Annotated in this window: 24 protein-coding genes; 7 read left to right on the top strand and 17 right to left on the bottom strand. The window is 74.0% G+C overall.

The window, feature by feature from the left end; translation table 11 throughout:
- Positions 1 to 21: 21 nt before the first annotated feature.
- Positions 22 to 1,248 (bottom strand): signal recognition particle-docking protein FtsY, encoded by a 1,227-nt coding sequence (ftsY, locus tag E1283_RS02085; RefSeq protein WP_132815928.1) that lies wholly within the window; start codon positions 1,246 to 1,248, stop codon positions 22 to 24.
- A 266-nt stretch (positions 1,249 to 1,514) separates the two neighbouring features.
- Between ftsY and E1283_RS02080 the strand changes: the two genes are divergently transcribed.
- From E1283_RS02080 to E1283_RS02065, 4 genes are read left to right on the top strand one after another with little or no spacing between them, the layout of a single operon-like run.
- A complete protein-coding gene (locus E1283_RS02080; protein WP_165955976.1) occupies positions 1,515 to 2,417 on the top strand; it encodes an ABC transporter ATP-binding protein in 903 nt (300 codons plus the stop codon).
- The gene (locus tag E1283_RS02075) at positions 2,414 to 3,175 is read left to right on the top strand and encodes an ABC transporter permease (RefSeq protein ID WP_132815924.1); all 762 of its coding nucleotides are present in this window, start codon (positions 2,414 to 2,416) and stop codon (positions 3,173 to 3,175) included. Before E1283_RS02080 ends, E1283_RS02075 begins: the two co-directional genes overlap by 4 nt.
- Before the next feature lie 40 nt (positions 3,176 to 3,215).
- A complete protein-coding gene (locus E1283_RS02070) occupies positions 3,216 to 4,460 on the top strand; it encodes a sensor histidine kinase (protein ID WP_132815922.1) in 1,245 nt (414 codons plus the stop codon).
- Entirely contained in the window at positions 4,453 to 5,088 is a 636-nt protein-coding gene (locus E1283_RS02065) for a response regulator (protein WP_132815920.1), read from the top strand. The genes E1283_RS02070 and E1283_RS02065 overlap by 8 nt, the downstream gene beginning before the upstream one ends.
- Positions 5,089 to 5,097: 9 nt before the next feature.
- On the opposite strand, the gene smc is transcribed toward E1283_RS02065, so the two are convergent.
- The 3 genes from smc to E1283_RS02050 all read right to left on the bottom strand — a co-directional run bounded on the left by smc (position 5,098) and on the right by E1283_RS02050 (position 9,753).
- A complete protein-coding gene (smc, locus tag E1283_RS02060; RefSeq protein WP_132815918.1) occupies positions 5,098 to 8,658 on the bottom strand; it encodes a chromosome segregation protein SMC in 3,561 nt (1,186 codons plus the stop codon).
- A 223-nt stretch (positions 8,659 to 8,881) separates the two neighbouring features.
- The gene (locus tag E1283_RS02055; RefSeq protein WP_132815916.1) at positions 8,882 to 9,088 is read right to left on the bottom strand and encodes a hypothetical protein; all 207 of its coding nucleotides are present in this window, start codon (positions 9,086 to 9,088) and stop codon (positions 8,882 to 8,884) included.
- A gap of 335 nt (positions 9,089 to 9,423) precedes the next feature.
- A complete protein-coding gene (locus E1283_RS02050) occupies positions 9,424 to 9,753 on the bottom strand; it encodes an acylphosphatase (protein WP_132815914.1) in 330 nt (109 codons plus the stop codon).
- Positions 9,754 to 9,886: 133 nt separating this feature from the next.
- On the opposite strand from E1283_RS02050, the gene E1283_RS02045 reads away from it, so the two are divergent.
- Positions 9,887 to 10,735 carry a CAP domain-containing protein gene (locus E1283_RS02045; protein WP_132815912.1) on the top strand — a complete coding sequence of 283 codons (849 nt, stop codon included), beginning with the start codon at positions 9,887 to 9,889 and terminating at the stop codon, positions 10,733 to 10,735.
- Between the two features lie 16 nt (positions 10,736 to 10,751).
- Here the strand turns inward: E1283_RS02045 and mutM are convergent, their stop codons facing one another.
- From mutM to E1283_RS01980, 13 genes are all read right to left on the bottom strand, one after another.
- Complete coding sequence (gene mutM / locus E1283_RS02040) at positions 10,752 to 11,600, bottom strand: bifunctional DNA-formamidopyrimidine glycosylase/DNA-(apurinic or apyrimidinic site) lyase (RefSeq protein ID WP_132815910.1); 849 nt, start codon at positions 11,598 to 11,600, stop codon at positions 10,752 to 10,754.
- Positions 11,593 to 12,387 (bottom strand): ribonuclease III, encoded by a 795-nt coding sequence (gene rnc, locus E1283_RS02035; protein ID WP_132815908.1) that lies wholly within the window; start codon positions 12,385 to 12,387, stop codon positions 11,593 to 11,595. Before rnc ends, mutM begins: the two co-directional genes overlap by 8 nt.
- 19 nt (positions 12,388 to 12,406) lie before the next feature.
- Positions 12,407 to 12,580 carry a 50S ribosomal protein L32 gene (gene rpmF, locus E1283_RS02030; protein ID WP_132815906.1) on the bottom strand — a complete coding sequence of 58 codons (174 nt, stop codon included), beginning with the start codon at positions 12,578 to 12,580 and terminating at the stop codon, positions 12,407 to 12,409.
- Between the two features lie 2 nt (positions 12,581 to 12,582).
- Positions 12,583 to 13,185 (bottom strand): YceD family protein, encoded by a 603-nt coding sequence (locus E1283_RS02025; protein ID WP_243744546.1) that lies wholly within the window; start codon positions 13,183 to 13,185, stop codon positions 12,583 to 12,585.
- A 218-nt stretch (positions 13,186 to 13,403) separates the two neighbouring features.
- A complete protein-coding gene (locus E1283_RS02020; RefSeq protein ID WP_132815902.1) occupies positions 13,404 to 14,510 on the bottom strand; it encodes a cell division initiation protein in 1,107 nt (368 codons plus the stop codon).
- A gap of 75 nt (positions 14,511 to 14,585) precedes the next feature.
- Positions 14,586 to 15,065, bottom strand: coding sequence for a pantetheine-phosphate adenylyltransferase (gene coaD, locus E1283_RS02015; protein WP_243744545.1), 480 nt, complete (start codon positions 15,063 to 15,065; stop codon positions 14,586 to 14,588).
- Between the two features lie 26 nt (positions 15,066 to 15,091).
- Positions 15,092 to 15,691, bottom strand: coding sequence for a 16S rRNA (guanine(966)-N(2))-methyltransferase RsmD (gene rsmD, locus E1283_RS02010; protein WP_132815898.1), 600 nt, complete (start codon positions 15,689 to 15,691; stop codon positions 15,092 to 15,094).
- 132 nt (positions 15,692 to 15,823) lie between these two features.
- Positions 15,824 to 16,300, bottom strand: coding sequence for a DUF6227 family protein (locus tag E1283_RS02005; protein ID WP_132815896.1), 477 nt, complete (start codon positions 16,298 to 16,300; stop codon positions 15,824 to 15,826).
- Between the two features lie 185 nt (positions 16,301 to 16,485).
- The gene (locus E1283_RS02000; protein WP_132815894.1) at positions 16,486 to 17,001 is read right to left on the bottom strand and encodes a hypothetical protein; all 516 of its coding nucleotides are present in this window, start codon (positions 16,999 to 17,001) and stop codon (positions 16,486 to 16,488) included.
- A gap of 150 nt (positions 17,002 to 17,151) precedes the next feature.
- Positions 17,152 to 19,389 carry an ATP-dependent DNA helicase RecG gene (gene recG / locus E1283_RS01995; protein WP_132815892.1) on the bottom strand — a complete coding sequence of 746 codons (2,238 nt, stop codon included), beginning with the start codon at positions 19,387 to 19,389 and terminating at the stop codon, positions 17,152 to 17,154.
- A gap of 69 nt (positions 19,390 to 19,458) precedes the next feature.
- Positions 19,459 to 21,156: a DAK2 domain-containing protein gene (locus E1283_RS01990; RefSeq protein ID WP_132815890.1), complete on the bottom strand. Its 1,698-nt coding sequence runs from the start codon at positions 21,154 to 21,156 to the stop codon at positions 19,459 to 19,461.
- Between the two features lie 55 nt (positions 21,157 to 21,211).
- The gene (gene thiD / locus E1283_RS01985) at positions 21,212 to 22,048 is read right to left on the bottom strand and encodes a bifunctional hydroxymethylpyrimidine kinase/phosphomethylpyrimidine kinase (protein ID WP_132815889.1); all 837 of its coding nucleotides are present in this window, start codon (positions 22,046 to 22,048) and stop codon (positions 21,212 to 21,214) included.
- Between the two features lie 25 nt (positions 22,049 to 22,073).
- The gene (locus E1283_RS01980; protein WP_132815887.1) at positions 22,074 to 23,036 is read right to left on the bottom strand and encodes a thiamine-phosphate kinase; all 963 of its coding nucleotides are present in this window, start codon (positions 23,034 to 23,036) and stop codon (positions 22,074 to 22,076) included.
- 133 nt (positions 23,037 to 23,169) lie between these two features.
- On the opposite strand from E1283_RS01980, the gene E1283_RS01975 reads away from it, so the two are divergent.
- Complete coding sequence (locus tag E1283_RS01975; RefSeq protein WP_132815885.1) at positions 23,170 to 23,403, top strand: Lrp/AsnC family transcriptional regulator; 234 nt, start codon at positions 23,170 to 23,172, stop codon at positions 23,401 to 23,403.
- Positions 23,404 to 23,422: 19 nt separating this feature from the next.
- Positions 23,423 to 23,929 carry a DUF3515 domain-containing protein gene (locus E1283_RS01970; RefSeq protein ID WP_243744544.1) on the top strand — a complete coding sequence of 169 codons (507 nt, stop codon included), beginning with the start codon at positions 23,423 to 23,425 and terminating at the stop codon, positions 23,927 to 23,929.
- Positions 23,930 to 24,164 lie beyond the last annotated feature (235 nt).

The raw sequence follows: 24,164 nt of genomic DNA, 5'->3' as shown, positions 1-24,164 counted from the left end.
GGGTGGGGGGAAATCCCCGGTTCAGTCGAGCAGGGCGTCGACGAACGCCTCCGCGTCGAACGGCGCCAGGTCGTCCGGCCCCTCGCCGAGCCCGACCAGCTTGACCGGCACGCCCAACTCCCGCTGCACCGCGACCACGATGCCGCCCTTGGCCGTGCCGTCCAGCTTGGTGAGCGCGATGCCCGTGACGTCCACGACCTCCGAGAAGACCCGCGCCTGGACCAGGCCGTTCTGGCCGGTGGTCGCGTCGAGGACCAGCAGCACCTCGTTGACCGGGCCCTGCTTCTCCACCACCCGCTTGACCTTGCCGAGTTCGTCCATCAGGCCGGTCTTGGTGTGCAGCCGGCCGGCGGTGTCGACCAGCACCACGTCCGCGCCCTCGGTGATGCCCTCGCGGACGGCGTCGAAGGCCACCGAGGCCGGGTCGCCGCCCTCCGGGCCGCGGACCGTGCGGGCGCCGACCCGCTGGCCCCAGGTCTGGAGCTGGTCGGCGGCGGCGGCCCGGAAGGTGTCGGCCGCGCCGAGCACCACGGACTTGCCGTCCGCGACCAGCACCCGGGCGAGCTTGCCCGTGGTGGTGGTCTTGCCGGTGCCGTTGACGCCGACCACCAGCACCACGGCCGGCCGCTCCTCGCCGGTCTCGGAGATCCCGCCCTCGGTGTGCACCACGCGGTCGAGGTCGGTGCCGATCAGGGCGAGCAGCTCCTCGCGCAGCAGTGCCCGCAGTTCGTCGGGCGTCCTGGTGCCCAGCACCCGGACCCGTTCGCGCAGCCGGCCGACGAGTTCCTGCGTCGGCCCGACGCCCACGTCGGCGGTGATCAGGGTGTCCTCGATCTCGTCCCAGGTGTCGTCGTCGAGCCGCTCCCGGGAGAGCAGGGTGAGCAGCCCGCGGCCCAGCGAGTTCTGCGAGCGGGCGAGCCTGGCCCGCAGCCGTACCAGCCGGCCGGCGGTCGGCTCGGGCACCTCGACCGGCACCGGCGGCGCCTCGGCCTCGGCCGCCGCGGCCTCGTCGGCCGGCAGTGTCACGTCCTCGATGGTGCGACGGCGTTCCTCCTCGGCCGGCGGCGCGGCCTCGTCACCGACGTGCGGTTCGGCCGGGGGCGCGGTCCTGGTGGCCGTCTCGTCGTCGGCGGGCGGGCTGGGCGGCACCTGCTTCCCGGCCTGCTTCCCGCGGAGCGCGACGACGAGCCCGCTGATCGCGGCGACGGCGACCACGGCGATGACTACGACGAGGATGACAATGTCCATCGGTTCCCTTGGTGGTGCCTTGAGGAGCGGCGGGCCCGGGTTCTCGGCCCACCGGGCCCCGGGCGCCCTCAAGTATCGCCGACGTGTTCCACCCACGGGGGACGGGTCGCCCCATCTCCCCCGCTTCCGCCCAACTCCCGCCCGGCGCCTGGTGGGGTCGCCCGGACGGGGGCCGAGGTCGTAGTCGCGGGTCAACCGATCGGTTGACCCGACCTCCAGCTCGACGGCCGATGTCCCGGGCCCGGTCCGAACGGGAGGCTGGCGGCATGTCGGTCATCGAAGTCAGCGAACTACGCAAGTCCTATGGCGGCCGCACCGTGGTCGACGGCGTCTCGTTCGCCGTCGAGGAGGGCGAGATCTTCGGCATCCTCGGCCCCAACGGCGCGGGCAAGACCACCACCGTCGAGTGCGTCGAGGGCCTTCGGGTGCCGGACGCGGGCCGGGTGCGGGTCGCCGGCCTCGACCCGGTCGCCGACCACGGGAAGCTGGCCCTGGTCCTCGGGGCGCAGCTCCAGGAGAGCCGGTTGCAGGCGAAGCTCACCGTGCGCGAGGCGCTGGAACTGTACGCCGCCTGCTATCCGAACCCCGCCGACTGGCGCCCGCTGGCCGAGCGCCTCGGTCTGAGCGGCCGGCTCGACACCCGTTTCGCCCGGCTGAGCGGCGGCCAGAAGCAACGCCTGTTCATCGCGCTCGCCCTGGTCGGGCGGCCCGGGATCGTCGTCCTCGACGAGCTGACCACCGGCCTCGACCCACACGCCCGCCGCACCACCTGGGAGCTGATCGAGGACGTCAGGGACAGTGGCGTCACCGTCCTCCTGGTCACGCACTTCATGGAGGAGGCCCAACGCCTCTGCGACCGGATCGCCGTCATCGACCAGGGCCGGGTCGCCGCGCTCGACACCCCGGCGGGCCTGGTCGGCCGGTCGGCCGGCGCCACCGTGATCAGCTTCACGCCCTCGGCGCCGCTCGACGAGAGCCGGCTCGCCGCGCTGCCCGGCGTGGCGTCCATCGCCTGGAAGGACGGCCGGGTCACGCTCGCCGGCACGGACGGGACGGTCGACGCCGTCATCACCCTGCTGGCCCGCGGTCACATCACGGCCCACCAGCTCCGCGTCTCCGACGCCACCCTGAACGACGCCTTCCTCGACCTCACGGGAGCCGACCGATGAGCACCGCCGCCCTGTCGCCGCGGGCCACCACCGCCGTGCTGCGGGCCGAGGCCCGCCTCTTCCGACGGGAGCCCGCCACCCTGTTCTGGGTGGTGCTGTTCCCCACCCTGCTCCTGGGGATCCTCGGCGCCATCCCGTCGTTCCGCGAGGCCAACGACGATCTCGACGGCCTCCGCACCATCGACGTGTACGTCCCCGTCGTGGTGCTGCTCGCCCTGATCATGGCGGGTATCCAGGGCATGCCTGCGGTCGTCGCCGGTTACCGCGAGCACGGCGTGCTGCGCCGGATGTCGACGACGCCGATCCCGCCGTCCGCGCTGCTCGGCGCGCAGATGGGCCTGCACGGCGCGGCCGCGCTCGGCTCCGCGCTGTTCTCGTTGGCCGCCGGCCGGCTGGTGTTCGACGTCGCGCTGCCCCGGCAGGCGTTCGGCTACGGGCTCGCGCTGCTGCTCTCGGTCGCCGCCGCCCTCGCCCTCGGCACCCTGGCCACGGCGCTCGCCCGCACCACCAAGGCCGCCAACGCGATCGGCACGTCCGTGACGTTCCCGATGATGTTCTGCGCCGGACTCTGGCTGCCGGTCCAGGCGATGCCCGACGTGCTGGCCCGGATCGTGGAGCTGACCCCGTTCGGGGCGGCGTCCCTGGCCCTCGGCCAGGCCGCCGGCGGCGACTGGCCCGGCTGGTCGCACCTCGGCGTGCTCACGCTGTGGACGGTCGTGCTCACGGCGGCGTCCGTCCGCTGGTTCCGCTGGGAGTGAGCGTGCCGGCGAAGGGGGACGGTCGATGCAGACTGGGCACATGACAGACGGGACGGAGGTCGAGCGGCGCTGGGCCGTCTTCGACCGGTGGGGTCCGCACGTCCTGCTCGGGTGCGGGCTGGTGCTGGCCGGCGCCACCAGCGAGGAACTCGGCATGACCAGGGCCGGCTGGTACGCCACGGCGGCGCTGGCCGTCGCGGCCGTGGCCCTGGAGCTCGGCTGGCAGCGCGGATCGGGCAAGCCCTCCACCGCCGGCGCCTGGTACTACTTCACGCGCTGGGCGATATCCCTCGCCCTCACCTGGTTCAACGGGTTCTTCGGCGTCTACGCCGTCATCGGCTACTTCACCGCGGACCGGGTGCTCCCGGACCGGCTGGTGCGCCCCGGTCTCGTCGCCACGGCGGCGGTGATGGCGTCGTCCAACCTGGGCGGACCGGCGCAGCTGCACTCGTGGCCGACCCTGACGGTGTTCGCCGCGCTGTTCGGGGTGCACCTGTCGCTGGTCGCGGTGTTCAGCCACCTGGGCGCCAAGGAACAGGCGCAGGCCGAGGCCAGGGCAAGCCTCATCAAGGAGTTGGAGCGCACCAACGCCACGCTCCAGCAGGCCCTCGACGAGAACGCCGCCCTGCACGCCCAGCTCCTGGTGCAGGCGCGGGAGGCGGGGGTCGCCGACGAGCGGCGCCGGCTGGCGGCGGAGATCCACGACACCATCGCGCAGGGCCTGATCGGCATCATCACCCAGCTCCAGGCCGTGTCCCTGGTGCCGGATCCCGAGCTGGCCCGCGGCCATGTGGACCGGGCGGCGGCGCTGGCCAGGCACAGCCTGGGCGAGGCCCGCCGTTCGGTGGCCAACCTGGCGCCGGTCGCCCTGGCGAGCGACCCGCTGCCCGCCGCGCTGCGGAAGACGGTCGACGACTGGTCGGACCGGGCGGGGGTGCCGGCCGAGTTCACGCTCACCGGCAGGGAGCGGGAGCCGCACCACGAGGTCTCGGCGACGCTGCTGCGGATAGCCCAGGAGGCGCTGTCCAACGCGGCCAGGCACGGCCGCCCGTCCCGGGTCGGCGTGACGCTGACCTTCTTCGGGCAGGAGGTCACGCTGGACGTGCGCGACGACGGCCTGGGCTTCGACCCGGCGGCGCTGCCGGAGCGCACCGGCGCCGGCGGATTCGGGCTCGCCAGCATGCGCGCCCGCGCCGAACGCGTCGCCGGCTCGCTGACCGTGGAGTCCGAGGTGGGCCAGGGCACCGCCGTGTCGGCCCGAGTACCCTTGCTCAGTCATGACTGAAGCCGCCCCCGTCTCCCTGCTGATCGCCGACGACCACCCCGTCGTCCGGGACGGTCTGCGCGGCATGTTCGCGTCCGAGCCCGGTTTCGTGGTGCTCGGCGAGGCGGCGGACGGCGTCGCGGCCGTGGCGCTGGCCGCCGAACTCGACCCGGACGTGGTCCTGATGGACCTGCGGATGCCGGGCGGCGGCGGGGTCGCGGCGATCGCCGAGCTGACCAGGCGCGGCGCCCGCGCCCGGGTGCTGGTGCTCACCACGTACGACACGGACTCCGACACCCTGCCGGCCATCGAGGCGGGCGCCACCGGCTACCTGTTGAAGGACGCGCCGCGCGACGAGCTCTTCGCGGCGGTCCGCGCGGCGGCGAAGGGCCGCACAGTGCTGTCGCCGGCGGTGGCCTCCCGGCTGGTCTCGGCGGTCCGCTCGCCGGGGAACGAACCGCTGTCCGCCAGGGAACGGCAGGTGCTCGCCCTGGTGGCGCGGGGCACCGCCAACCGGGAGATCGCCCGGGAGCTGTTCATCAGCGAGGCCACGGTCAAGACCCACCTCACGCACCTCTACGGCAAGTTGGGCGTGAACGACCGCGCCGCGGCGGTGGCGACCGCGTATCGCAGGGGCATCCTGAGCTGAGCGGCGACGTCAGGCCGAGAGCCGCTGGCTGATCACCTTGGACACCCCGTCCCCCTGCATGGAGACGCCGTAGAGCGCGTCGGCGACCTCCATGGTGCGCTTCTGGTGGGTGATCACGATGAGCTGGGAGCTGTCCTTCAGCTCCTCCATGATCCGGATCAGCCGCTGGAGGTTGGTGTCGTCGAGGGCGGCCTCCACCTCGTCCATGACGTAGAAGGGGCTCGGCCGCGCCTTGAAGATCGACACCAGCAGGGCCACCGCGGTCAGCGAGCGTTCGCCGCCGGAGAGCAGGGAGAGCCGCTTGACCTTCTTGCCGGGCGGCCGGGCCTCCACCTCCACGCCGGTGGTGAGCATGTCCGACGGGTCGGTCAGCATCAGCCGCCCCTCGCCACCGGGGAAGAGCCGGGAGAACACGCCCTCGAACTCCCGGGCCGTGTCGTGGTAGGCGGCGGTGAAGACCTGCTCGACCCGCTCGTCGACCTCCTTGATGACCTGGAGCAGGTCGGCCCTGGTCTTCCTGAGGTCGTCGAGCTGCTCGCTGAGGAACTTGTGCCGCTCCTCCAGGGCCGCGAACTCCTCCAGCGCCAGCGGGTTGACCTGGCCCAGCTGCTTGTAGGCACGCTCGGCGGCCCTGAGCCGCTTCTCCTGTTCCGACCTGACGAAGGGGCGCGGCTGGTTGCGCGGGTCCTCCGGGTCGTCGGGCAGCACCTCGTCCTCGGCCGGCAGGGAGGGCGGCACCGGCTGGTCGGGCCCGTACTCGTCGACCAGGACCGCCGGATCGACACCCAGCTCCTCGAGGGCCCGGCCCTCCAACTGCTCGATCCGCAGCCGCTTCTCCGCCCCCAGCACCTCGCCGCGGTGCACCGAGTCAGTCAGTTTGTCCAACTCGTCCTTGAGCTCCCGGCCGCCGGCCCGCTCGGCCACCAGGGCCTGCTCCCGCTCGGTCTTCGCCAGCTGGGCGGCCTCCCGCTCGGTCCCGCCCCGCTCCAGCGAGGCGTCGACATACGCCAGCAGTTGGCGGGCACCGGCCGCCACCGCGCCGGCCACCTCGGCCTCGTGCCGCATCCGGGCGCGCCGCCGCTCGGCGCGCGCCCGCGCCTCCCGCTCGGCGCGCGCCCCGCGGTCGAGCGCGTCCGCCCGGCCGGCGAGGCCCTTCACCCGCTCCTCGTGGGTGCGGACCTGGAGCCGCGCCTCCATCTCGGTCTGCCGGGCGTTGGCGCCGTCGGCGGCGAGCCGGTCGCGGACGGAGGTGTCGGGCTCCTCGTCGACGTCGCCCGACTCCTCCGCGACGGCCAGCCGTTCCGCCATCTCCTCCGCCTGCTCGACGGCCTTCGCCAACTCCTCCTGGGCCCGGACGACGGCCGCCTCGGCCCGCTCGGCCTCCCCGGCGGCGCCCCTGGCCTGCCCGGCGAGCCGGCCGACGTCCTGGGCCACCTTCGACCTGGCGCGTTCGGCCGCGCTGCGCCGTTGGGCCAACTCCTCCACCCTGGCGACGGCGGTGGCCCGGCGCTCCGCGGCCGCCGCCTGGTCGGCGGTCAGTTCGACGCGCCGCCCGGTCAGCTCGCGCAGCTCGGCCGCGGCCTCGGCGACGGACGCCTGCACCTCCAACAGGCTGGGCGCGCCGGCCGAACCGCCCTGCGCCAGGTGGCGGGCGAGCACGTCGCCCTCGCCGGTGACGGCGGTCAGTTCGGGCCGGGTGGCGAGCAGGTCGAGCGCGTCCTCCAGGGTGGCGACCACCACCACGCCGCGCAGCAGCCAGCGCACCGCGGGCAGCAGTTCCGGCGGGCCGCTGACCAGGTCGGCGGCGCGCCGCGTGCCGTCCGCCGGCGGTTGGGCCGGCTCGTCCCCCGGCACGCCGCCGAGCAGCAGCGCGGCGCGGCCGGCGTCCTGCTTGCGCAGCAGGCGCAGGGCCTCGACGGCGGTGGCGGGACCGTCCACGGCGACGGCGTCGGCCGCGGCGCCGAGCGCGGCGGCCACCGGGACCTCGAAGCCGGGCGCGACGGTGAGCAGTTCGGCGGCGGGGCCGAGCAGCCCGGTCAACTGGTCGCCGGCGGCGAGCAGTGCGCCGCTGCCGTCCTTGCGGCGGAGCCCGAGCGCGAGCGCGTCGTGCCGGGCGGAGACGGCGGCCCGCTCCCGTTCGGTGGTGGTGACGGCGTCCCTGGCGCGGCTCAGCTCGGCCTCGGCCGCGGCGAGTTCCCGCTTGGCGGCGTCGTGCTCGTCGGCCAGCCCCGTGTCGTCCGCGTCGAGGTCGGCGACCTCGGCGCTCAGCGCCTCGTACTCGCGCCGCGCCTCGGCGGCCCGCTCCGCGGCCTCGTCACGGGAGACGGCCAGCCGGTCGATCTGGGTCTGGGCGGTGGCGGCCCGGCCGCGGGCCGCGTTGGCCTGGCCGTGCAGCCTGGCGAGCCCCTCGCGCCGGTCGGCGATGGCGCGGGCCACGTCCTTGAGCCGCCGTTCCTCCTGCGCCAGCCGGCGTTCCAGGTCCGCGCGGTGGTCGACGGTGTCCTCGAGCGCCCGGCTCGCCGCCTCCAGCGCGGCGGTCAGCTCGGCCTCCTGCTCGCGGAACCTGGCCGCCTCGCGCTCCATGTCCTCGGGGTCGCGGCCGCGGCGCTCCTCGGGAGCCTGCGAGGTTGCGCTGGTGACCCGGGCGTCGGCCAGGCTGATGGTCGAGCGGACCCGCTCGGCGAGTTGAGAGAGCGCGTACCAGGTGTCCTGGGCGCGCTGCACGCGGGGCGCGAGCGTCCGCACATCCTGTTCGAGCTCCGACTCCCGGCGCAGCGCGTCCTTCAGCCGCGTCTCGGCGCTCTCCTTGCGTTCCTTGAGCGCGGCCTCGTCGGCGATCTCGGCGCGCAGCGCGGCCCGTTGGGCGACGAGGTCGTCGGCCAGCAGCCGCAGCCTGGCGTCCCGCAGGTCGGCCTGGATGACGGCGGCCCGCCTGGCCACCGCGGCCTGCCGGCCGAGCGGCTTGAGCTGCCGCCGCAGTTCGTCGGTGAGGTCCTGGACCCTGGCCAGGTTGGCCTGCATCGCGTCGAGCTTCCGCAGCGCCTTCTCCTTGCGCTTGCGGTGCTTGAGCACGCCGGCGGCCTCCTCGATGAAGGCGCGGCGCCCGGTGGGGTCGGCGTGCAGCACGGAGTCCAGCTGGCCCTGGCCGACGATGACGTGCATCTCACGGCCGATGCCGGAGTCGGAGAGCAGTTCCTGGACATCGAGCAGCCGGCAGGTGTTGCCGTTGATCTGGTACTCGCTGCCGCCGTTGCGGAACATGGTCCGCGTGATGGTGACCTCGGTGTAGTCGATGGGCAGCGCGCCGTCGGAGTTGTCGATGGTGAGGGAGACCTCGGCGCGGCCCAACGGCGGGCGGCCCGTGGTGCCGGCGAAGATGACGTCCTCCATCTTGCCGCCGCGCAGCGACTTGGCGCCCTGCTCGCCCATGACCCAGGAGAGCGCGTCCACCACGTTGGACTTGCCCGAGCCGTTCGGCCCGACCACACACGTGATGCCGGGCTCCAGGCGCAGCGTCGTGGCCGAGGCGAAGGACTTGAACCCGCGCAGGGTCAGGCTCTTGAGGTGCACGCCGTGCGACTTTACCGGGCGAGGTGGCCCGATTCGTCCTTTGGACGATTCGCCGTTTCGATGTGGAGGAAGGAGGGCACATCAGTGAGTAGGCCGACGCGATCAGTCGTCGGTCGGGGCCCCGGGTTCGGCCGGGAGGAGGCCGGACATGACGAAGGGACGCCGAAGCGTCCCTCGCATTATCCGCTAGCAGTGCCTTCGCGGCCCGGCCTCGTCCTTGAGGTCAGGTCAGAGCGGGCTCCGCCTTGGGCATGTCGATGCTGTCGAGCACCGAGTCGCCGTGCCGAGCGGCGGCGGCCAGCGCGTCGTTCTCCGCCTGGACCCGGAGGAGCTGGGTCTCCAGGTCCTGCACGCGCTGCTGAAGCCGTCGCATCTCGGCGAGGACTCGGGGGTCGGAGCCGCCGACGTGTCCGAGAAGCGCCTTTGCCATGATGGATGGTCCTCCACACTGAGTGACCGACCGAAGCCGTTGGTGGGTCGTGAGGGATTGAACCCGCGACGTCCGCTTTCGCCCTTGGTTTTCAGGGCCACACAGCTGGGATGCGCGGGAGTTTCAGCGTCTCACCAAAAAGTGGGACGGTCAACACGATCACACCGCGTAGAGGCTGGGGCGGCTGGGCCGCCTACCGCCCGCGACGAGGGGCGGTGGTTTCGGTCCGCGGGAGCGGAGAGTGGCCCCCGGGCGGTTTCTGGCGGCAGCCTTGCACGTCGGAGCGGGGTTGGCAAGCAGTTTCCGGGACATTCCCCCGGTGTGGGGCGGTGCCCTCAGCGGATCGCGAAGTCCCGGTAGCCGCCGCGGGGTGTGTCCCATATCTCGGTCACCCCGTCCACCCGGCCGGGCGTGTCGCCCTCCCGCAGCCAGGCCAGCAGCCGCTCGCAGCGGTCCCGCGGCCCCTCGGCCACCACCTGGACCCGGCCGTCGGCGAGGTTGAGGGCGAAACCGCTCAACTCCCCCACGGCCAGGGCGGTGGCACGGGTGAACCAGCGGAAGCCCACGCCCTGCACCAGGCCACGCACCCAGACGGTCAACCGGACGGGCTCGTCCGGGTCGACGGGCTCGGCGGGGCCGCCGGGGGGAGACGCGGGGTGATCCATGTGACGCACGCTATCCCGGCTTTTCACTTCCGAGCACTTCCGTCGCCGCCCCGATGCCGTACAGTCACGCGATGACGAATCACCCGATCGGGTGAGCGATGATCTTCACTGAGTGACGAGGACGGTGCTCTGCATGGGACGCCATCGCCGACGCCGGGGGCACGCGCGTACCGGCCTGGTCGGTGCCTCCGCAGCCCTCACGGTGGGCGCGGTGGCCGTGGGATCCGGGCTGCTGCCGGGGCTCGGTCAGGGCTTCGGCCTCAACAACGAGCCCGACGACGTCCAGGCCCAGGACCAGCGGGCGTCGACCCGTCCCTCGTCGCTGACGCCCTCGCCCTCCACCGAGCTCGGTGGGCAGGAGGAGCGGACGCCCGAGGAGGACCCCGGCACGGAGCCGGCCGAGGAGACGACCCGGCCGGACGCGGAGTCCCCCTCGCCCTCGCCCGAGGAGTCCTCGGCCCCGCCGACCACCGAGGCACCGGAACCGACCCCGGACGAGACCGAGTCCACGACGCCGGCCCCCACCACGCCGAGCGAGGAGGCGGAGCAGAGCCCCACCAGCCCGCCGTCCGCCAGCGAGGAGCCGACCCCGAGCACGGCCCCGGAGACGGCCATGGCCGAGGCGGTGCTGACGCTCGTCAACGAGGAGCGGGCGAACGCCGGCTGCCAGCCGCTCACGCTGGACACCGGGCTCTCCCGACTGGCCGCCGACTTCAGCCTGGACATGGCCAACCGCGGCTTCTTCGACCACACCGACCCGGACGGCCTCACCCCCTGGGACCGGGCGTTGACCGCGGGCATAGCCAACCTCGGCGGCGAGAACATCGCGCGGGGCCAGCAGGACGCCCAGGCCGTGATGGACGCCTGGATGGACAGCGAGGGACACCGCGAGAACATCCTCAACTGCGAGTTCCGCACGTTGGGCGTCGGCGTCCACCTCGGCGACGGCGGCCCCTGGTGGACACAGGACTTCGGCTACTGAGGCCGGGCCTTGAGCGTTACCCGGGCGGCCGCTGGCAGCGCGGGCAGAAGTAGCTCGAGCGGTTCATCCACGGGCTGCGGCGCACCGGGGTCGCGCAACGCCGGCACGGCTCGGCCTCGCGACCATAGACGTCGAGCGAGCGGTCGAAGTACCCGGACTCTCCGTTGACGTTGACATAGAGGCTGTCGAAGCTGGTGCCGCCGACGGCCAGGGCCGCGTTCATCACGTCTCTGACGTGGCCGACCAACGCGGCCGTCGTGGGCCGGGTCAGCGTGGCCGTGGGCCGCTCGTAGTGCAGCCCGGACCGCCACAGCGACTCGTCCGCGTAGATGTTGCCGACGCCGCTGATCAGCGACTGGTCGAGCAGCGCCCGCTTCACGGTGGTCCTGCGGCGGCGCAGCGCCGCGTGGAACGCGTCCTCGTCGAACTCGGGGTCGAGCGGGTCGCGGGCGATGTGCCCTATCACGTCGGGCAGGCCGTCGGCGGCGAGCGGGTGCAGCGAGAGCCCGCCGAAGGTGCGCTGGTCGACGAAGCGCAGCTCGCCGCCGGTGGGGTCGGCGAAGGTGATCCGCACCCTGAGGTGCTTCTCGTCCGGCGCGCGGCCCGTCTTGACCAGCAGTTGGCCGCTCATCCCGAGGTGGGCGAGGAGCGCGAGGTCGCTGCCGAGCGGCAGCCACAGGTACTTGCCCCGCCGCCGCACGCCCGAGACCAGCGTGCCGCGCAGCCGGTCGGCGAAGTCGGCGGCGCCCGCCGGATGACGGCGCACGGCGCGCGGGTGCAGTACCTCGGTGTCGGCGACCGTGCGGCCGCCGACCCAGCGTTCGAGGCCGCGTCGCACGACCTCGACCTCGGGCAGTTCAGGCACCGACGCCGTCCTCTTCGGCCTGGTCCTGGTGTCCGTTGGCGTTGGCCGCGTTCCGCACGTCGACGGCGGAGCGGATCGCGCGCCAGGCGGTCTCCGCGGCCTGTTGCTCGGCTTCCTTCTTGCTGCGACCTGTGCCGGTGCCGTAGGTCTCGCCAGCGACACGGGCGGCAGCGGTGAAGGTCTTCTCGTGGTCGGGACCCGTCTCGCTGATCACGTACTCGGGCACGCCGAGACTCTCGGCCGCGCTCAGCTCCTGGAGGCTGGTCTTCCAGTCCAGACCGGCGCCGAGGTTGGACGAACGCTCGATCACCGGGTCGAAGAGCCGGTGGACCAACTCGTCGGCCGCCGAAAGACCCTGGTCGAGATAGACCGCGCCGATCACGGCCTCCAGCGTGTCCGCGAGGATCGACGCCTTGTCCCGGCCGCCGGTGCCCTCCTCGCCCCGACCGAGCCGGACGAAGGCGCCCAGATCGAGATCACGGGCGACCTCGGCGAGCGCCCTGGCCTGCACGACGGCCGCCCGCAACTTGGCGAGCTGGCCCTCGGGCAGGTCGGGATGCTTGCGATAGAGGGTGTCGGTGACGACCAGGCCGAGCACCGAATCCCCCAGGAACTCCAGCCTCTCGTTGGTGGGCAACCCACCGTTCTCGTAGGCGAAGCTGCGGTGGGTGAGCGCACGCACCAGAAGGGCGGGCTCAAGCCGGTAGCCGAGCCGCCCTTCCAGAATCACGAGGGACGAGGCCGTGTCCTCAGACGCCTGGGGTTGCGACTTCCTGGCGTGTGACATGAAGCCTGTCACCCGCCGATCAGACCTCGAGGACCTGACGGCGGTTGTACGTGCCGCAGTTCGAGCACGCGATGTGCTGCAACCTCGGCTCCTGGCAACGCTCGCAACGCACCAGGTTGGGGGCAGCGGCCTTCCACTGCGACCGGCGGTGGCGCGTGTTGCTGCGCGACATCTTCCGCTTCGGAACAGCCACGGCTACTTCTCCTGTGGATCGTCCCCGCTGTCGCGGGGTGCCTTCTCTTGGTTGCCTTCGGAGCTGGCCGACCGGAGGCCGGCGAACTCACGCAACGCCGCCCAACGGATGTCGACGGCTTCGTCATGCTGGTGGTCCGGATCGTCCGCGAGCCGTGCCCCACAGTCGGGGCAGAGGCCCGGGCAGTCGTCCCGGCACACCGGCTGCAGCGGCAGTGCGAGCACCACCGCGTCCCGCAGCACGGGCTCAAGGTCGAACAGGTCGGCCTGGAGGTACAGCGTCTCCTCGTCCCGGTCCTCGTCGGCCGGCTCGGCCGAGCGGCCGTGGCCTTCGAGGTCCGGATAGGAGTACATCTCCTGGAAGTCCGCCTCGACCTCAAGGGTCAGCGGCTCCAGACACCTTACGCACTCCCCCGCCAGCGGCGCGCGGGCGGTGCCCGTGACGAGCACCCCCTCCATCACCGACTCCATGCGCAGGTCCACGTCCAGCTCGGCTCCCGTCGGCACGCCGATGACCTCGACGCCGAGGTCCGCGGGGGCCTCGACCGTGCGGGAGATCCGCTTGAGCGCACCGGGACGCCGCCCCAGCTCGCGTGTGTCGAACACGAGGGGGGCTCGGTGATCCAGCGGGGCGTTCAGGGCTTTCTGCTTTCTCGCGATGGCGGTGGCCGCGTGGCGCCGCGCGACGGCTCCAGACCGAGTTGTTGACCGGGGGCCGGGCGGCAGCCGCGATCGAGGACGATGACGCGGCCGAACAGTCAGCATACTTCACGGGCCGGCCGGCACCCAATCCGAGCCGGCTCGGAGCGGGCCCGGCGGTGGCCTCAGTGCTGACCCTGCTGGTAGCGGCGCAGCTGCTCCGCGTCGATCATGCTGGTGTCGAACAGGCTGGCCTCGTCCAGGGTGCCGGCCGGCCGGTAGTCGTAGGACGGCGGCTGGGTCGGCACGGCGGGGAGCGCCGGCTGGCCGCCGTAGGGCGGCTCCTGGGCGTAGCCGCCGGCGGCGCCCTGCCCGCCGTAGCCGGCCTGGCCGGCGTACGCGTCCTGCCCGGGGTAGACGTCCTGGCCCTGGTAGGACTCCTGCTGCCCGTAGCCGCCGCCCTGGGCGTAGCCCTCCTGGGCATAGCCGTCCTGCTGCTGCCCGTAGCCGCCGGTGGACGCCGTGGGCTGGAGCGCCGCGTAGGGGTCGGCCTCGGGGTAGCCGGCGCCGGCCGGCTGCTCGGCCCTCGCCATCCCGAGGTAGTCGTAGATGCCCTGCTCATGGTCCTGCTGCTGGTAGGCGTCGGCCGGGCGGGCGCCGCCGTCCGCCGCGCCGGCGTCCTGGGCCGCCACGTGCTCGGCCAGCTCGTCGATCGGGCGGTACCCGGTGAGCTTCTGCCGGCCGCGGCCGACGGCCTCCAGGGTCTTGCGGAGCACGGCCTCGATCGCGCCGAACTGGGCCTCCACGTAGGCCTCGGCGTTGGCGAGCAACTCGGCCTGGTCACCCCGGTCGGGGCCGAGCAGCTTCTCCCGGCCGCGGTCCACGGAGCCGATCGTCTTGCCCAGCACGACCTCGAAGTTGGCGAGCTTGCTGTCCACGTAGTCGTCGGCCTCGGCCTTGACCTCGGCGGCCTCCCGGCGGGCCTCCGCCAGGATCCTGGTGGCCTCGTTCCTGGCCTGCTGGGCGACCTCGGTGTTCCCCACCAGCGAGCCGCGCTCGGAGTGCGCGGCCTCGACGATCCGCCTGGCCTCCTCCTGCGCCTGGGCGACGACCTGTTCGCGGTCCCCGAGCACCTCCTGGGCCTGGGCCAGGGAGCCGGGCAACGCCGAACGCACCTGCTCGAGCCGCTCCAGCAGCTCGGACCGGTTGATCACACAGGACGCCGACATGGGCATGCTCTTGGCGCTCTGGACCGCCGCGGCGATCTCGTCGAGTTTCTGCTGTACGTCCACGAACATCGAGGGTACGGGCAACGAGGCGCCACCGGGCAGCGTTTGCGCCGCCCGGCGGCGAAGTCCCGGAACGGGTCAGTCGCGGGCCAGCTTCTCCCGGAGGGCGCGCAGCACCGGCTCCGGCACCAGGTGCGCGACGTCGCCGCCCCAGGTGGCGACCTCCTTGACCAGACTGGAGGAGAGGAAGCTGTAGATCGGGTTGGTGGGGATGAACATGGTCTCCACGCCCGAGAGTCCGTTGTTCATCTGGGCCATCTGCAGCTCGTAGTCGAAGTCGCTCACCGCGCGGAGCCCCTTGACGATGGCCGGGATGTCACGTTGCTTGCAGTAGTCCACGAGCAGGCCGTGGAAGGCCTCCACGACCACGTTGCCGTAGCTCTCGGTGCACTCCTCGATCAGGGCGATGCGCTCCTCGACGGTGAAGAGGCCCTGCTTGGACTTGTTGATCATCACCGCGACGTGCACGACGTCGTAGAGCTTCGACGCGCGGGCGACGATGTCGAGATGGCCATTGGTGATGGGGTCGAAGGACCCCGGACAGACTGCGCGGCGCAACGGTCTCTCCTCGTTATTCCGGTTCGTCATGACCGGTCGGTGACGTGGTCGGTGACGTGGTGGTCGGCGGTCCGGCCATACCAGAGCGTTCCCTCGCCGTAGCGGCGCGAACGCAGACCGCCGAAACCGGCCGGCCATGCGAACGGGCCCCCGCGGGTGCTCCGCTCCACGGTGACGACGGCCTCGACCGCGAGCCAGCCGTTCGCGGCGAGTGTGAGAAGGATCTCCCGAAGATCGTCGTCGCGGACGGCGTAGGGCGGGTCGAGGAAGGCCAGGTCGTACGCGGGGCCGGGGGCCGGCGTGGCGGCCAGCTGCTCGGCCCGGGCGGTGCGCGGTTCGGCGCCCGGCAGGCCCAGGGTCCGGATGTTCTCACGGATCGTCCTGGCGGCCCTGGCGTCCTGCTCGACGAGCAGGGCGTGCGCGGCGCCGCGGGAGAGCGCCTCGAGACCGACGGCTCCCGAGCCGCCGTACAGGTCGAGCACCCGCGCTCCGTCCAGCGGGCCCCACAGGGCGGACCAGGTGGAGAAGAGGCCCTCCCGGGCCCGGTCCGAGGTGGGCCGGGTGCCGCCGCCCGGCGGCACGGCGAGCCGCCGGCCGCCGGCGGTGCCGGCGATCACGCGCGTCATGGGCGTCCTTCGCAGAGCTCTTCCGTGGGGCCGTCTGTCCCCACCACGCTATACGGGACGCCGGCCGTCGGGGCCACCCGGCCCCGGCGGCCCGGCTCCTCGGCCCGCCCGATCGCCGGTGCGCCGACCGGGTCAGGTGACGGGCGGCTCCCACCGCCGGGCGGCGAGGCCCGCGGTGATCTCGTCGGGGTAGACCTCGCAGACCAGCCGGCGGTCCGGGGTGTGGTCGTGCTCCAGCTCGTAGAGGCAGAGCTCGGTGTCGTCGGCCATCAGGAAGGCGTGCTCGTAGAGCGCGCACCAACGCCCGTCGTCCGGCCGGGGGTAGAGCTCGGGCAGCCGCTCGATGTCGTAGCCGCGGGCGCCGGTGACCAGGTCGACCACCTCGTCGCCCGGCCGGTCCTCGTTGACCGCGCGACGCAGCAGGCGCCGGGCGTGGTCCCTGGAGTCCGCGCCCGGGTAGGCGCGTTGGCCGGGGATGCGGACGCCGAGGGCGGCGGGCCGTGCGGCCCCGAACCCGGTGCCGGGCCAGGCACCGCCCATGAACATCCGCTCGAGCTCCGCGACGGACGGGGCCTCCCGCTCCGGCAGCGCCTCTGGCCGATCGGTCATGCGGAATCCTCCCGGTTTGCCTCTCCTGAGCCCGCCCCTGGCGCACTCACCGTAGTGCCTCGACTGCGGTCCGGGTGACCGTTTTACCGAATCACGAACGGCCGCGCCAGGGGTGGAAATGCGGATACTTCTATGACGATCGGGACGAGCGGGAGGATCCCACCTCCCGCTCGAATCTCACCCCGTCAGCCCTCCTGCGGCGCCGCCGAGCCCACCAGGGCCGGGGAAACGTAGCGCGACCAGGACAGACAGCCGTCCGGCGGGCAGTACTCCGGGCGGCGCGGGTCGTGACCGAGCTCACGGAGCTTGGTGCGCACCGAGTCGGGCGTGCGGCCGAACCGGGCGGCGATCCTGGCTATGGTCTCGCCGGCGTGGAAGCGCTGGGTGAGGTCCTCCTCGTGCCGCGGCACCCAGGGGGCGCCGTGGCCGGGGAAGAGCTCGCGCAGGATGTCGCGGTCGGGGATGGGCTCGGCCACGTCGGCGGCCAGCGCCAGGGCGCGGAGCCCGCGGTTGAGGGCGATGCGCAGCGTGGGCACGTCGGCCAGCGGCATGGTGAGGGTGCCGGAGGCCAGCGGGGCCCCCTGCCGGCCCTCGCGCCAGCCGATCAGGGTCAGGGTCACGGTGATGTCGTCGTCGCTGGCCAGCTCGATGCGGAAGATCTTGTCACCGAGCGGCAGTTCGTTGGTGTGCCGGAATGCCATGCGAGCAACCCCCAAGGGTCCGGTCCTGGCGGCGCGCGGGCCTGGGAGAAACCCGCGCCCTCCGCCTTTCGACTGATGTCATCCTCGCAGGCGGCACTGACAATTGACGGGGCGTCAGATGCCCTTTCGCGGCCCCGCTCGCGGCCTCCGTCAGCCCTTCTCCAGGAACTCCTCGCGGTCCGCGTCGAGCAGTGAGTCGAGGGCGGCGCGCAGCTCCGGTGCGCCGGCCAGCTCCGGGTCGGCGTCGACCAGCGCGGTGGCCTCGGCCCGCGCCTCGGCGATCAGCTCCTCGTCGTCGATGACGGCCAGCATCCGCAGGCTGCTGCGCCCGCCCGACTGGGCCTCGCCGAGCACGTCGCCCTCGCGGCGCTGCTCCAGGTCGATCCGGGAGAGCTCGAAGCCGTCCGTGGTGGCTGCCACCGCCTCCAGCCTGGCGCGGGCCTGGCCGCCCTCCGGCGCCTCGCTGACCAGCAGGCAGAGCCCGGGCGCCGAGCCGCGGCCGACCCGGCCGCGCAGCTGGTGCAGTTGGGAGACGCCGAACCGGTCGGCGTCCATGATCACCATGACGGTGGCGTTCGGCACGTTCACCCCGACCTCGATCACCGTGGTGGCCACCAGCACGTCCACCTCGCCCGCGGTGAAGCGGCGCATCACGTCGTCCTTGGCCTCGGGCGCCAGGCGACCGTGCAGCACCTCGACCCGCAGCCCGGCGAGCGGGCCGCCGGACAGCTGCTCCGCCACGTCGCGCACGGCCAGCGGCGGACGCCGCTCCTCGCCCTCGGGATCGCTCTTCCCGGCGGGCTCGTCCGCCGCCTCGCCCGTGGCGGGGTCCCCGATGCGGGGGCAGACCACGTACGCCTGGTGGCCGGCGGCCACCTCCTCCCGCACCCGCTGCCAGGCCCGGTCCAGGAAGTGCGGCTTGTCGCGGGCCGGCACCAGGTGGCTGGCGATCGGCGAGCGCCCCTCGGGGAGTTGGTCGAGGACGGAGGTCTCCAGGTCGCCGAAGACCGTCATGGCGACCGTGCGCGGGATCGGGGTGGCCGTCATCACCAGCAGGTGCGGCGGGCGCTCCCCCTTGCCGCGCAGCGCGTCGCGCTGCTCGACGCCGAACCTGTGCTGCTCGTCGACCACGACGAACCCCAGGTCGTGGAAGCGCACCACGTCCTCGATCAGGGCGTGGGTGCCGATGACCACGCCCGCCTCGCCGGTGACGGCCTCGAGCAGCGCCCGGCGCCTGGCCTGGGCCCCCATCGAGCCGGTGAGCAGCGCGACCCTGGTGCCGCGCTCGGCACCGCCCAGCATGCCGCCCTCGGCGAGACCGCCCAGCATCTCGGTGATCGAGCGGTGGTGCTGCTGGGCGAGCACCTCGGTGGGGGCGAGCAGCGCCGACTGGCCGCCGGAGTCCGTGACGGCCAGCATCGCGCGCAGCGCCACCAGGGTCTTGCCGCTGCCGACCTCGCCCTGGAGCAGCCGGTGCATCGGATGGTCGCGGGCGAGGTCCTCGAAGATCTCCTCGCTGACCCGGCGCTGCCCGTCGGTCAGGGTGAACGGGAGCCCGGCGTCGAACGCTTCGAGCAGACCGCCGGGGGCGGGCCGCCGGGGCACGGCGGGCTGCTGGGCCGCGACCCGGCGCCTGCGGGCCAGCGCGACCTGGAGCACGAACGCCTCGTCCCACTTGAGGCGGGAGCGCGCCTGGGCGATCTCGGCCCGGCCGCGCGGCCGGTGCGCCTTCTCGAACGCCTCGGAGAGCGGCAGCAGCCCGCGGCCGTCCCGCAGTGCCACCGGCAGCGGGTCGGCGAGGCCGGCCCATCCGGTGGCCGCCAGCGAGTCGAGCACGACGGCCACGGACTTGGCGATGCGCCAGGACTCGAGCTGCTTGCAGGCCGGGTAGAGGGGCAGCGGCCGGCCGGCGAACTCCGCGACCGCCTCGTCGCCCGACTCCTCGTCGAGCAGTTCGTAGGCGGGGTGGGAGAGCTGGAGGACGCGGTTGAACCGGGAGACCTTGCCGGCGAACATGCCGCGCCGGCCGGGCAGCAGCACCTTCTCGTGGTGGTGCACGGCCCGGTGGCCGAAGAAGACCAGTTGGAGCCGGCCACGGCCGTCGGTGAGGGTCACCTCGAGGCGGGCCCCGCGGCCCCGGTTGAACGTGTGCGCGCGGGCGTCGGCGATCTCGGCGACGACCGTGACGTGTTCGTCGAGCGGCAGGTCGGCGAGGCCGGTCAGTTCGCCGCGCTCGGCGTACCGCCGGGGATAGTGGTGCAGCAGGTCGCCGACCGTGTGCAGGTCGAGATGGGCGGCCATCACCTTGGCGGTGGTGCCACCGACGACCTTTCCCAGAGGTTGGGCCAGGGGTTCTTGCGACGCGGTCACGCTGCCATTGCACACCATCCCACCGACAAGGCGTGCCCGCGGCGCCCACTGGCCCGCTGGCCCACCGGACCGCGCGACCCGCCGGGCCTACTCGACGCCGATCAGCAGCGGCGCGCTCTGGCCGCCCGCGCAGACCACGGTGTCCACGCCCAGGTGGCCGCGGCGCACCTGTTCGCCGAGCCGGTCGGCGAGCCCGGCGGGCGCCCGGGTGCCGAGCACCAGGGTGACCAGCTCACCGCCGCCGCCCAGCATGCGCTCGAGCACCTCGCTCGCCACCTCGGCCGGGTCGGCGCCGATCACGGCGACGTCGCCGTCGACGAGGCCGAGCACGTCGCCGGCCTGGCAGACCCCGGCCATGGTCCACGACTGCCGCTCCGCCACGTCCACCTCGCCGAACCGGGTGGCCCTGGCCGCCGCGGTCATGGCGACCACGTCCTCGTCGAAGCGGCGTTCCGGGGCGTGCACGGCGAGCGCGGCCAGGCCCTGGACCGGGGAGCGGGTCGGCACGACCGCGACCCGGACGCCGGCGACGCGGGCCTGCTCGGCGGCGGCCGCAGCGGCGTGCCAGAGTTCGTCGTCGTTGGGCAGCAGCACCACCTCGTCGGCGGCCGCGCCGACGATCGCGGCGGCCAACTCGCCGGCGCCCGGCGCCTCGCCGGGTCGGGCGGTCAGCGTGGTGGCGCCGGCCTCGGCGCAGAGTCCGGCCAGGCCGTCGCCCGGCAGCACCGCGACCACCGCGCGCCCCGTGGCCCGGGGGGCGCCCGCCGGGGGCGCGGCCTCGCCGCCGAGCGCCGTGATCCTGATCCGGTGCGGGCGGCCGGCCTCGACGCCGGCCTCCACCGCCTGGCCCGGCTCGGCGGTGTGCAGATGGACGTGCCACAGCCCGTCCCCGCCGCCTATGACGAGCGAGTCGCCCAGCGCGTCGAGCCGGTCACGCAGCCTGGTGGTGGCCTCGTCCGACGCGTCGAGCAGATAGATGACCTCGTAGGAGGCGTGCGCGGCCACCGGGCACTCGGCGCCCCCACCGACCGGCCCAGCCCCCGGCCGGCCGGCGCGCCCCAGCCGCTCGCGGAACGAGACGTCGGGCGCGCGGCCGGACAACGCGGCGTCCAGCGCTTCGAGGATCGCGACCAGGCCGCAGCCGCCGGCGTCCACCACGCCCGCCTCGGCGAGCACCGCGAGCTGCCCCGGGGTGGCGGCGAGCGCGCCGCGGGCCCCCGCGCAGGCCGCCGCGACCACGTCGGCCGCGGTCGTGCCGGGGGCGCGCTCGGCCGCGTCGGCGGCCGCCGTGGCGACCGTGAGCATGGTGCCCTCGACGGGGTGCGCGACCGCCTGGTAGGCGCCGGTCGCGGCGCGGCGCAGCGCGCGCCGCACGGCGTCCGCGCCGGCCCCCGCCGCGGCCCCGCCGGCGTTCCCGCCGCCGGTCCCGGTCCCGGCCTCGCTCCCGGCCTCGGTCTCGGTCTCGGCCTCGGTCTCGGTCTCGGCCAACACCTCGGCCATGCCGCGCAGCAGTTGGGCCAGGATGGTGCCCGAGTTGCCCCGGGCGCCGATCAGCGCGCCGTGCGCCATGCCGCGGACGGCCTCGGCCAGGGTCGGGCTCCCGGTGGCCGCGGCCGCCACGGCCTGCCCCGCGGACTCCAGGGTGAGATAGAGGTTGGTGCCCGTGTCGCCGTCCGCCACCGGGTAGACGTTGATCGCGTCGATGTCCTCGCGGGCGCCGCCCACGGCGTCCAGCGCGATCCGGCACCAGCGCCGTACCGCGTCGGCGTCCAGTGGATGCGACACGGGTGGTCCTTCCTCGGGGCTTGTGCTGCCGGGCCGGCGGGCGGCCGCTGGCAGCTTATGACAGGCCGGCGGGCGGGGCGCCGCCCGGTCGTGGTGCCAGCGCGTGCCCGTGGTGCACGGGCCCGATGCCGGCGCCCAACGCGAAGCCGGCCCGGATGGCGCCGGTCACGTACTCCTTCGCCGCCGCCACCGCCTCGGGCACCGGGTCGCCGGCGGCCAGCCGGGCGGCGATCGCCGAGGCGTAGGTGCAACCGGTGCCGTGCGTGTGCCGGTTGTCGAGGCGGGGTGCGCGGAGCCAGTGCTCGACGGTGCCGTCGGTCAGCAGGTCGGTGGCGTCGCCCGACAGGTGACCGCCCTTGATCAGCGCCCAGCGCGGGCCGTACCCGAGCACGGCGTCGGCCGCCCGCCGCAGATCGTCCTCGCCCTCCACCACGACCCCGGTGAGCTGGGCGACCTCGGCCAGGTTCGGGGTGGCGACGGTGGCCAGCGGCAGCAGCCGGCCGCGCACCGCGTCCAGGGCGTCGACGGCGAGCAGCGGGTCACCGTGCTTGGAGACCCCCACCGGGTCGACGACCACGGGCACGTCGAGCGGGGCGAGCAGGCCGGCCACGGTCTCCACCAGGTCGGCGGAGGCGAGCATCCCGGTCTTGACCGCCGCCACCCCGATGTCGTCGACCACCGCCCGGAACTGGGCCCGCACCGCGTCGGCCGGCAGCTCCCAGACGCCCTGCACGCCGAGCGAGTTCTGCGCGGTCACCGCGGTGAGCACGCTCATGCCGTGGGTGCCGAGCGCCAGCATGGTCTTGAGGTCCGCCTGGATGCCGGCGCCGCCGCCGGAGTCGGAGCCGGCGACGGTCAGCACGCGCGGCGGCGTGCGCGGTGGTGTTCCCATGCCCCGACGGTACTCAGCGGCCGCGTCAGCCGGCGAAGTGGTCCCAGCCGCCGGCCTGCTCCCAGGCCGCGCCGTCCACCGTCACCCGCGGCACGCCCCGGCCCCTGGCCGGCAACACCTCGCCGATCGGCCGCCAGCGCGCCGGCAGCTTGGTCTCGGACGGGAAGGCGGCGACGATGGCGTGGTCCTCGCCGCCGGTGAGCACCCAGTGCAGCGGATCGACGCCGACGGCCTGCCCGATGTCCGACATCTGCGCGGGAATGTCCAGCGCGGCCGACCGGATGTCGATCCGCACCTTGCTGGCCGCCGCGATGTGGTCCAGGTCCGCGATGAGGCCGTCGCTGACGTCCGTCATCGCGGTCGCGCCGAGCGCGGCGCCCGCGGGACCCGCCGGGTAGGGCGGTTCGGGGCGGCGGTGCGCCTCGACGAAGGCACGCGGGGAGCGGAAGCCGCGGGAGAGCACGGCGTGCCCGGCGGCCGACCAGCCGAGCCAGCCGGTGACGGCGATGATGTCGCCCGGTCTGGCGCCGCTCCTGGTGACCGGCTCGCGCCCGCCGAGGTCGCCGAGCGCGGTGATCGAGACCATGATCGTCTCGCCGCGCACGATGTCGCCGCCGGCCACCCCGGCGGCGGCCACCCGGCACTCGTCGCTGATGCCGTCCATCAGTTCCAGGGCCCAGGTGACGGGGAGTTCGGCCGGCACCACGAGGCCGAGCAGGAGGGCGGTCGGCACGGCGCCCATGGCGGCGACGTCCGCGAGGTTCTGGGCGGCGGCCTTGCGGCCGACGTCGTAGGCGGTGGACCAGTCGCGGCGGAAGTGCCGGCCCTCGAGGAGCATGTCGGTGCTGGCGACCACCCGCCGGTCCGGCGCGGCGACCACCGCGGCGTCGTCCCCCGGACCGAGCCGCACGGCGGGCGCGCCACCGATCCGGGAGGTGAGTTCCCGGATCAGCCCGAACTCCCCGAGCTCCCCCACAGTCCCCTTCACTCAGCTCTCCTCATGCTCATCTCGCCGGACCACGGGTCAACCTGCCGTGATCAGCACCCGCCGCAGTCTCCCAGTGCCGGTCACGACGCGCTACGGTAGCGCCCCCGTTCCTCGTAGCCGCCGTGGAGGACCCGTGGTACAGGCGTACATCCTGATCCAGACCGAGGTGGGCAAGGCGTCCACCGTGGCCGACGTCATCTCCGGAATCCCCGGCGTTCTCCAGGCCGAGGACGTCACAGGGCCCTACGACGTCATCGTGCGGGCCGAGGCGGAGACGGTGAACGACCTCGGCCGGCTCGTGGTCGCCAAGGTCCAGGGGGTGGCGGGTATCACGCGGACCCTGACCTGCCCGATCGTCCACCTCTGAGCCCTCGTATGCTCGCGGGGTGCGGTCTCCGATACGCCGCGGCCTGCTGGCCGCCACGGTGCTCCTGACCGCCGGCGCGTGCGACTCGTCCGCCGGCGGCCCCGAGGTGACCGCGCCGTCGCCGACGGGCGAGACGGCGCGGGCCTGCGAGGCGTTGGCCACCGACCTCCCGGACGAGGTGGACGGTGAGTCCCGGGGCACGGCCGCCGGGGACTCACCCTACGTGGCCGTCTGGGGCGACCCGGCGATCGTGCTGCGCTGCGGAGTGCCCGAACCGGCGGTGATGACGGCGGGCAGCGAGACCTACGACCCCGGCGCGGAGTTCGTGGGCGTGAACGACGTGACCTGGCTGTACGAGGAACAGTCGGACGGCGCCCGGTTCACCACGGCGGAGCGGGAGTTCTTCGTGGAGATGACGGTCCCCGACGACTACGCCCCCGAGGTCAACCCCCTGTTGGACGTGGCCGCCGCCGTCCTCGACCACATCCCGCCGGACGCGCTCCACTCCCCGCCGGACCACCACTAGCCGGGCGGTGGCCGTCGGGGCCCCGGGCCGGGCCGTTCCCCCTGCCGAGGCGGGTGCCCCGGCACGGCCGTCGGCCGGCTGTTCACGGGGTCGCGCCCGTGAACAGCCTCGGTTCGGCCCGCGCTCGCGCCCGACCGGACCGGAGTGAACGCCCCCTCGCCAGGACCACGTACCGCGCCTGGCGCCCGCGCCCACGCGCCCCGCGCCGGCGGGTACCCGGCCGGGCCGGCCCGGT

Origin of the sequence: Streptomyces hainanensis, from assembly GCF_004348415.1 — a bacterium.
Taxonomy (GTDB): domain Bacteria; phylum Actinomycetota; class Actinomycetes; order Streptomycetales; family Streptomycetaceae; genus Streptomyces; species Streptomyces hainanensis.
This window is presented reverse-complemented; position numbering and strand designations above follow the sequence as displayed.

Excerpts from the sequence above, each read along its gene's own strand:
- ftsY (WP_132815928.1), bottom strand. The coding sequence starts at position 1,248 with ATGGACATTGTCATCCTCGTCGTAGTCATCGCCGTGGTCGCCGTCGCC.
- E1283_RS02080 (WP_165955976.1), top strand. The coding sequence starts at position 1,515 with ATGTCGGTCATCGAAGTCAGCGAACTACGCAAGTCCTATGGCGGCCGC.
- E1283_RS02075 (WP_132815924.1), top strand. The coding sequence starts at position 2,414 with ATGAGCACCGCCGCCCTGTCGCCGCGGGCCACCACCGCCGTGCTGCGG.
- E1283_RS02070 (WP_132815922.1), top strand. The coding sequence starts at position 3,216 with ATGACAGACGGGACGGAGGTCGAGCGGCGCTGGGCCGTCTTCGACCGG.
- E1283_RS02065 (WP_132815920.1), top strand. The coding sequence starts at position 4,453 with ATGACTGAAGCCGCCCCCGTCTCCCTGCTGATCGCCGACGACCACCCC.
- E1283_RS02055 (WP_132815916.1), bottom strand. The coding sequence starts at position 9,088 with ATGGCAAAGGCGCTTCTCGGACACGTCGGCGGCTCCGACCCCCGAGTC.
- E1283_RS02050 (WP_132815914.1), bottom strand. The coding sequence starts at position 9,753 with ATGGATCACCCCGCGTCTCCCCCCGGCGGCCCCGCCGAGCCCGTCGAC.
- E1283_RS02045 (WP_132815912.1), top strand. The coding sequence starts at position 9,887 with ATGGGACGCCATCGCCGACGCCGGGGGCACGCGCGTACCGGCCTGGTC.
- rnc (WP_132815908.1), bottom strand. The coding sequence starts at position 12,387 with ATGTCACACGCCAGGAAGTCGCAACCCCAGGCGTCTGAGGACACGGCC.
- rsmD (WP_132815898.1), bottom strand. The coding sequence starts at position 15,691 with ATGACGCGCGTGATCGCCGGCACCGCCGGCGGCCGGCGGCTCGCCGTG.
- E1283_RS02005 (WP_132815896.1), bottom strand. The coding sequence starts at position 16,300 with ATGACCGATCGGCCAGAGGCGCTGCCGGAGCGGGAGGCCCCGTCCGTC.
- E1283_RS02000 (WP_132815894.1), bottom strand. The coding sequence starts at position 17,001 with ATGGCATTCCGGCACACCAACGAACTGCCGCTCGGTGACAAGATCTTC.
- recG (WP_132815892.1), bottom strand. The coding sequence starts at position 19,389 with ATGGTGTGCAATGGCAGCGTGACCGCGTCGCAAGAACCCCTGGCCCAA.
- thiD (WP_132815889.1), bottom strand. The coding sequence starts at position 22,048 with ATGGGAACACCACCGCGCACGCCGCCGCGCGTGCTGACCGTCGCCGGC.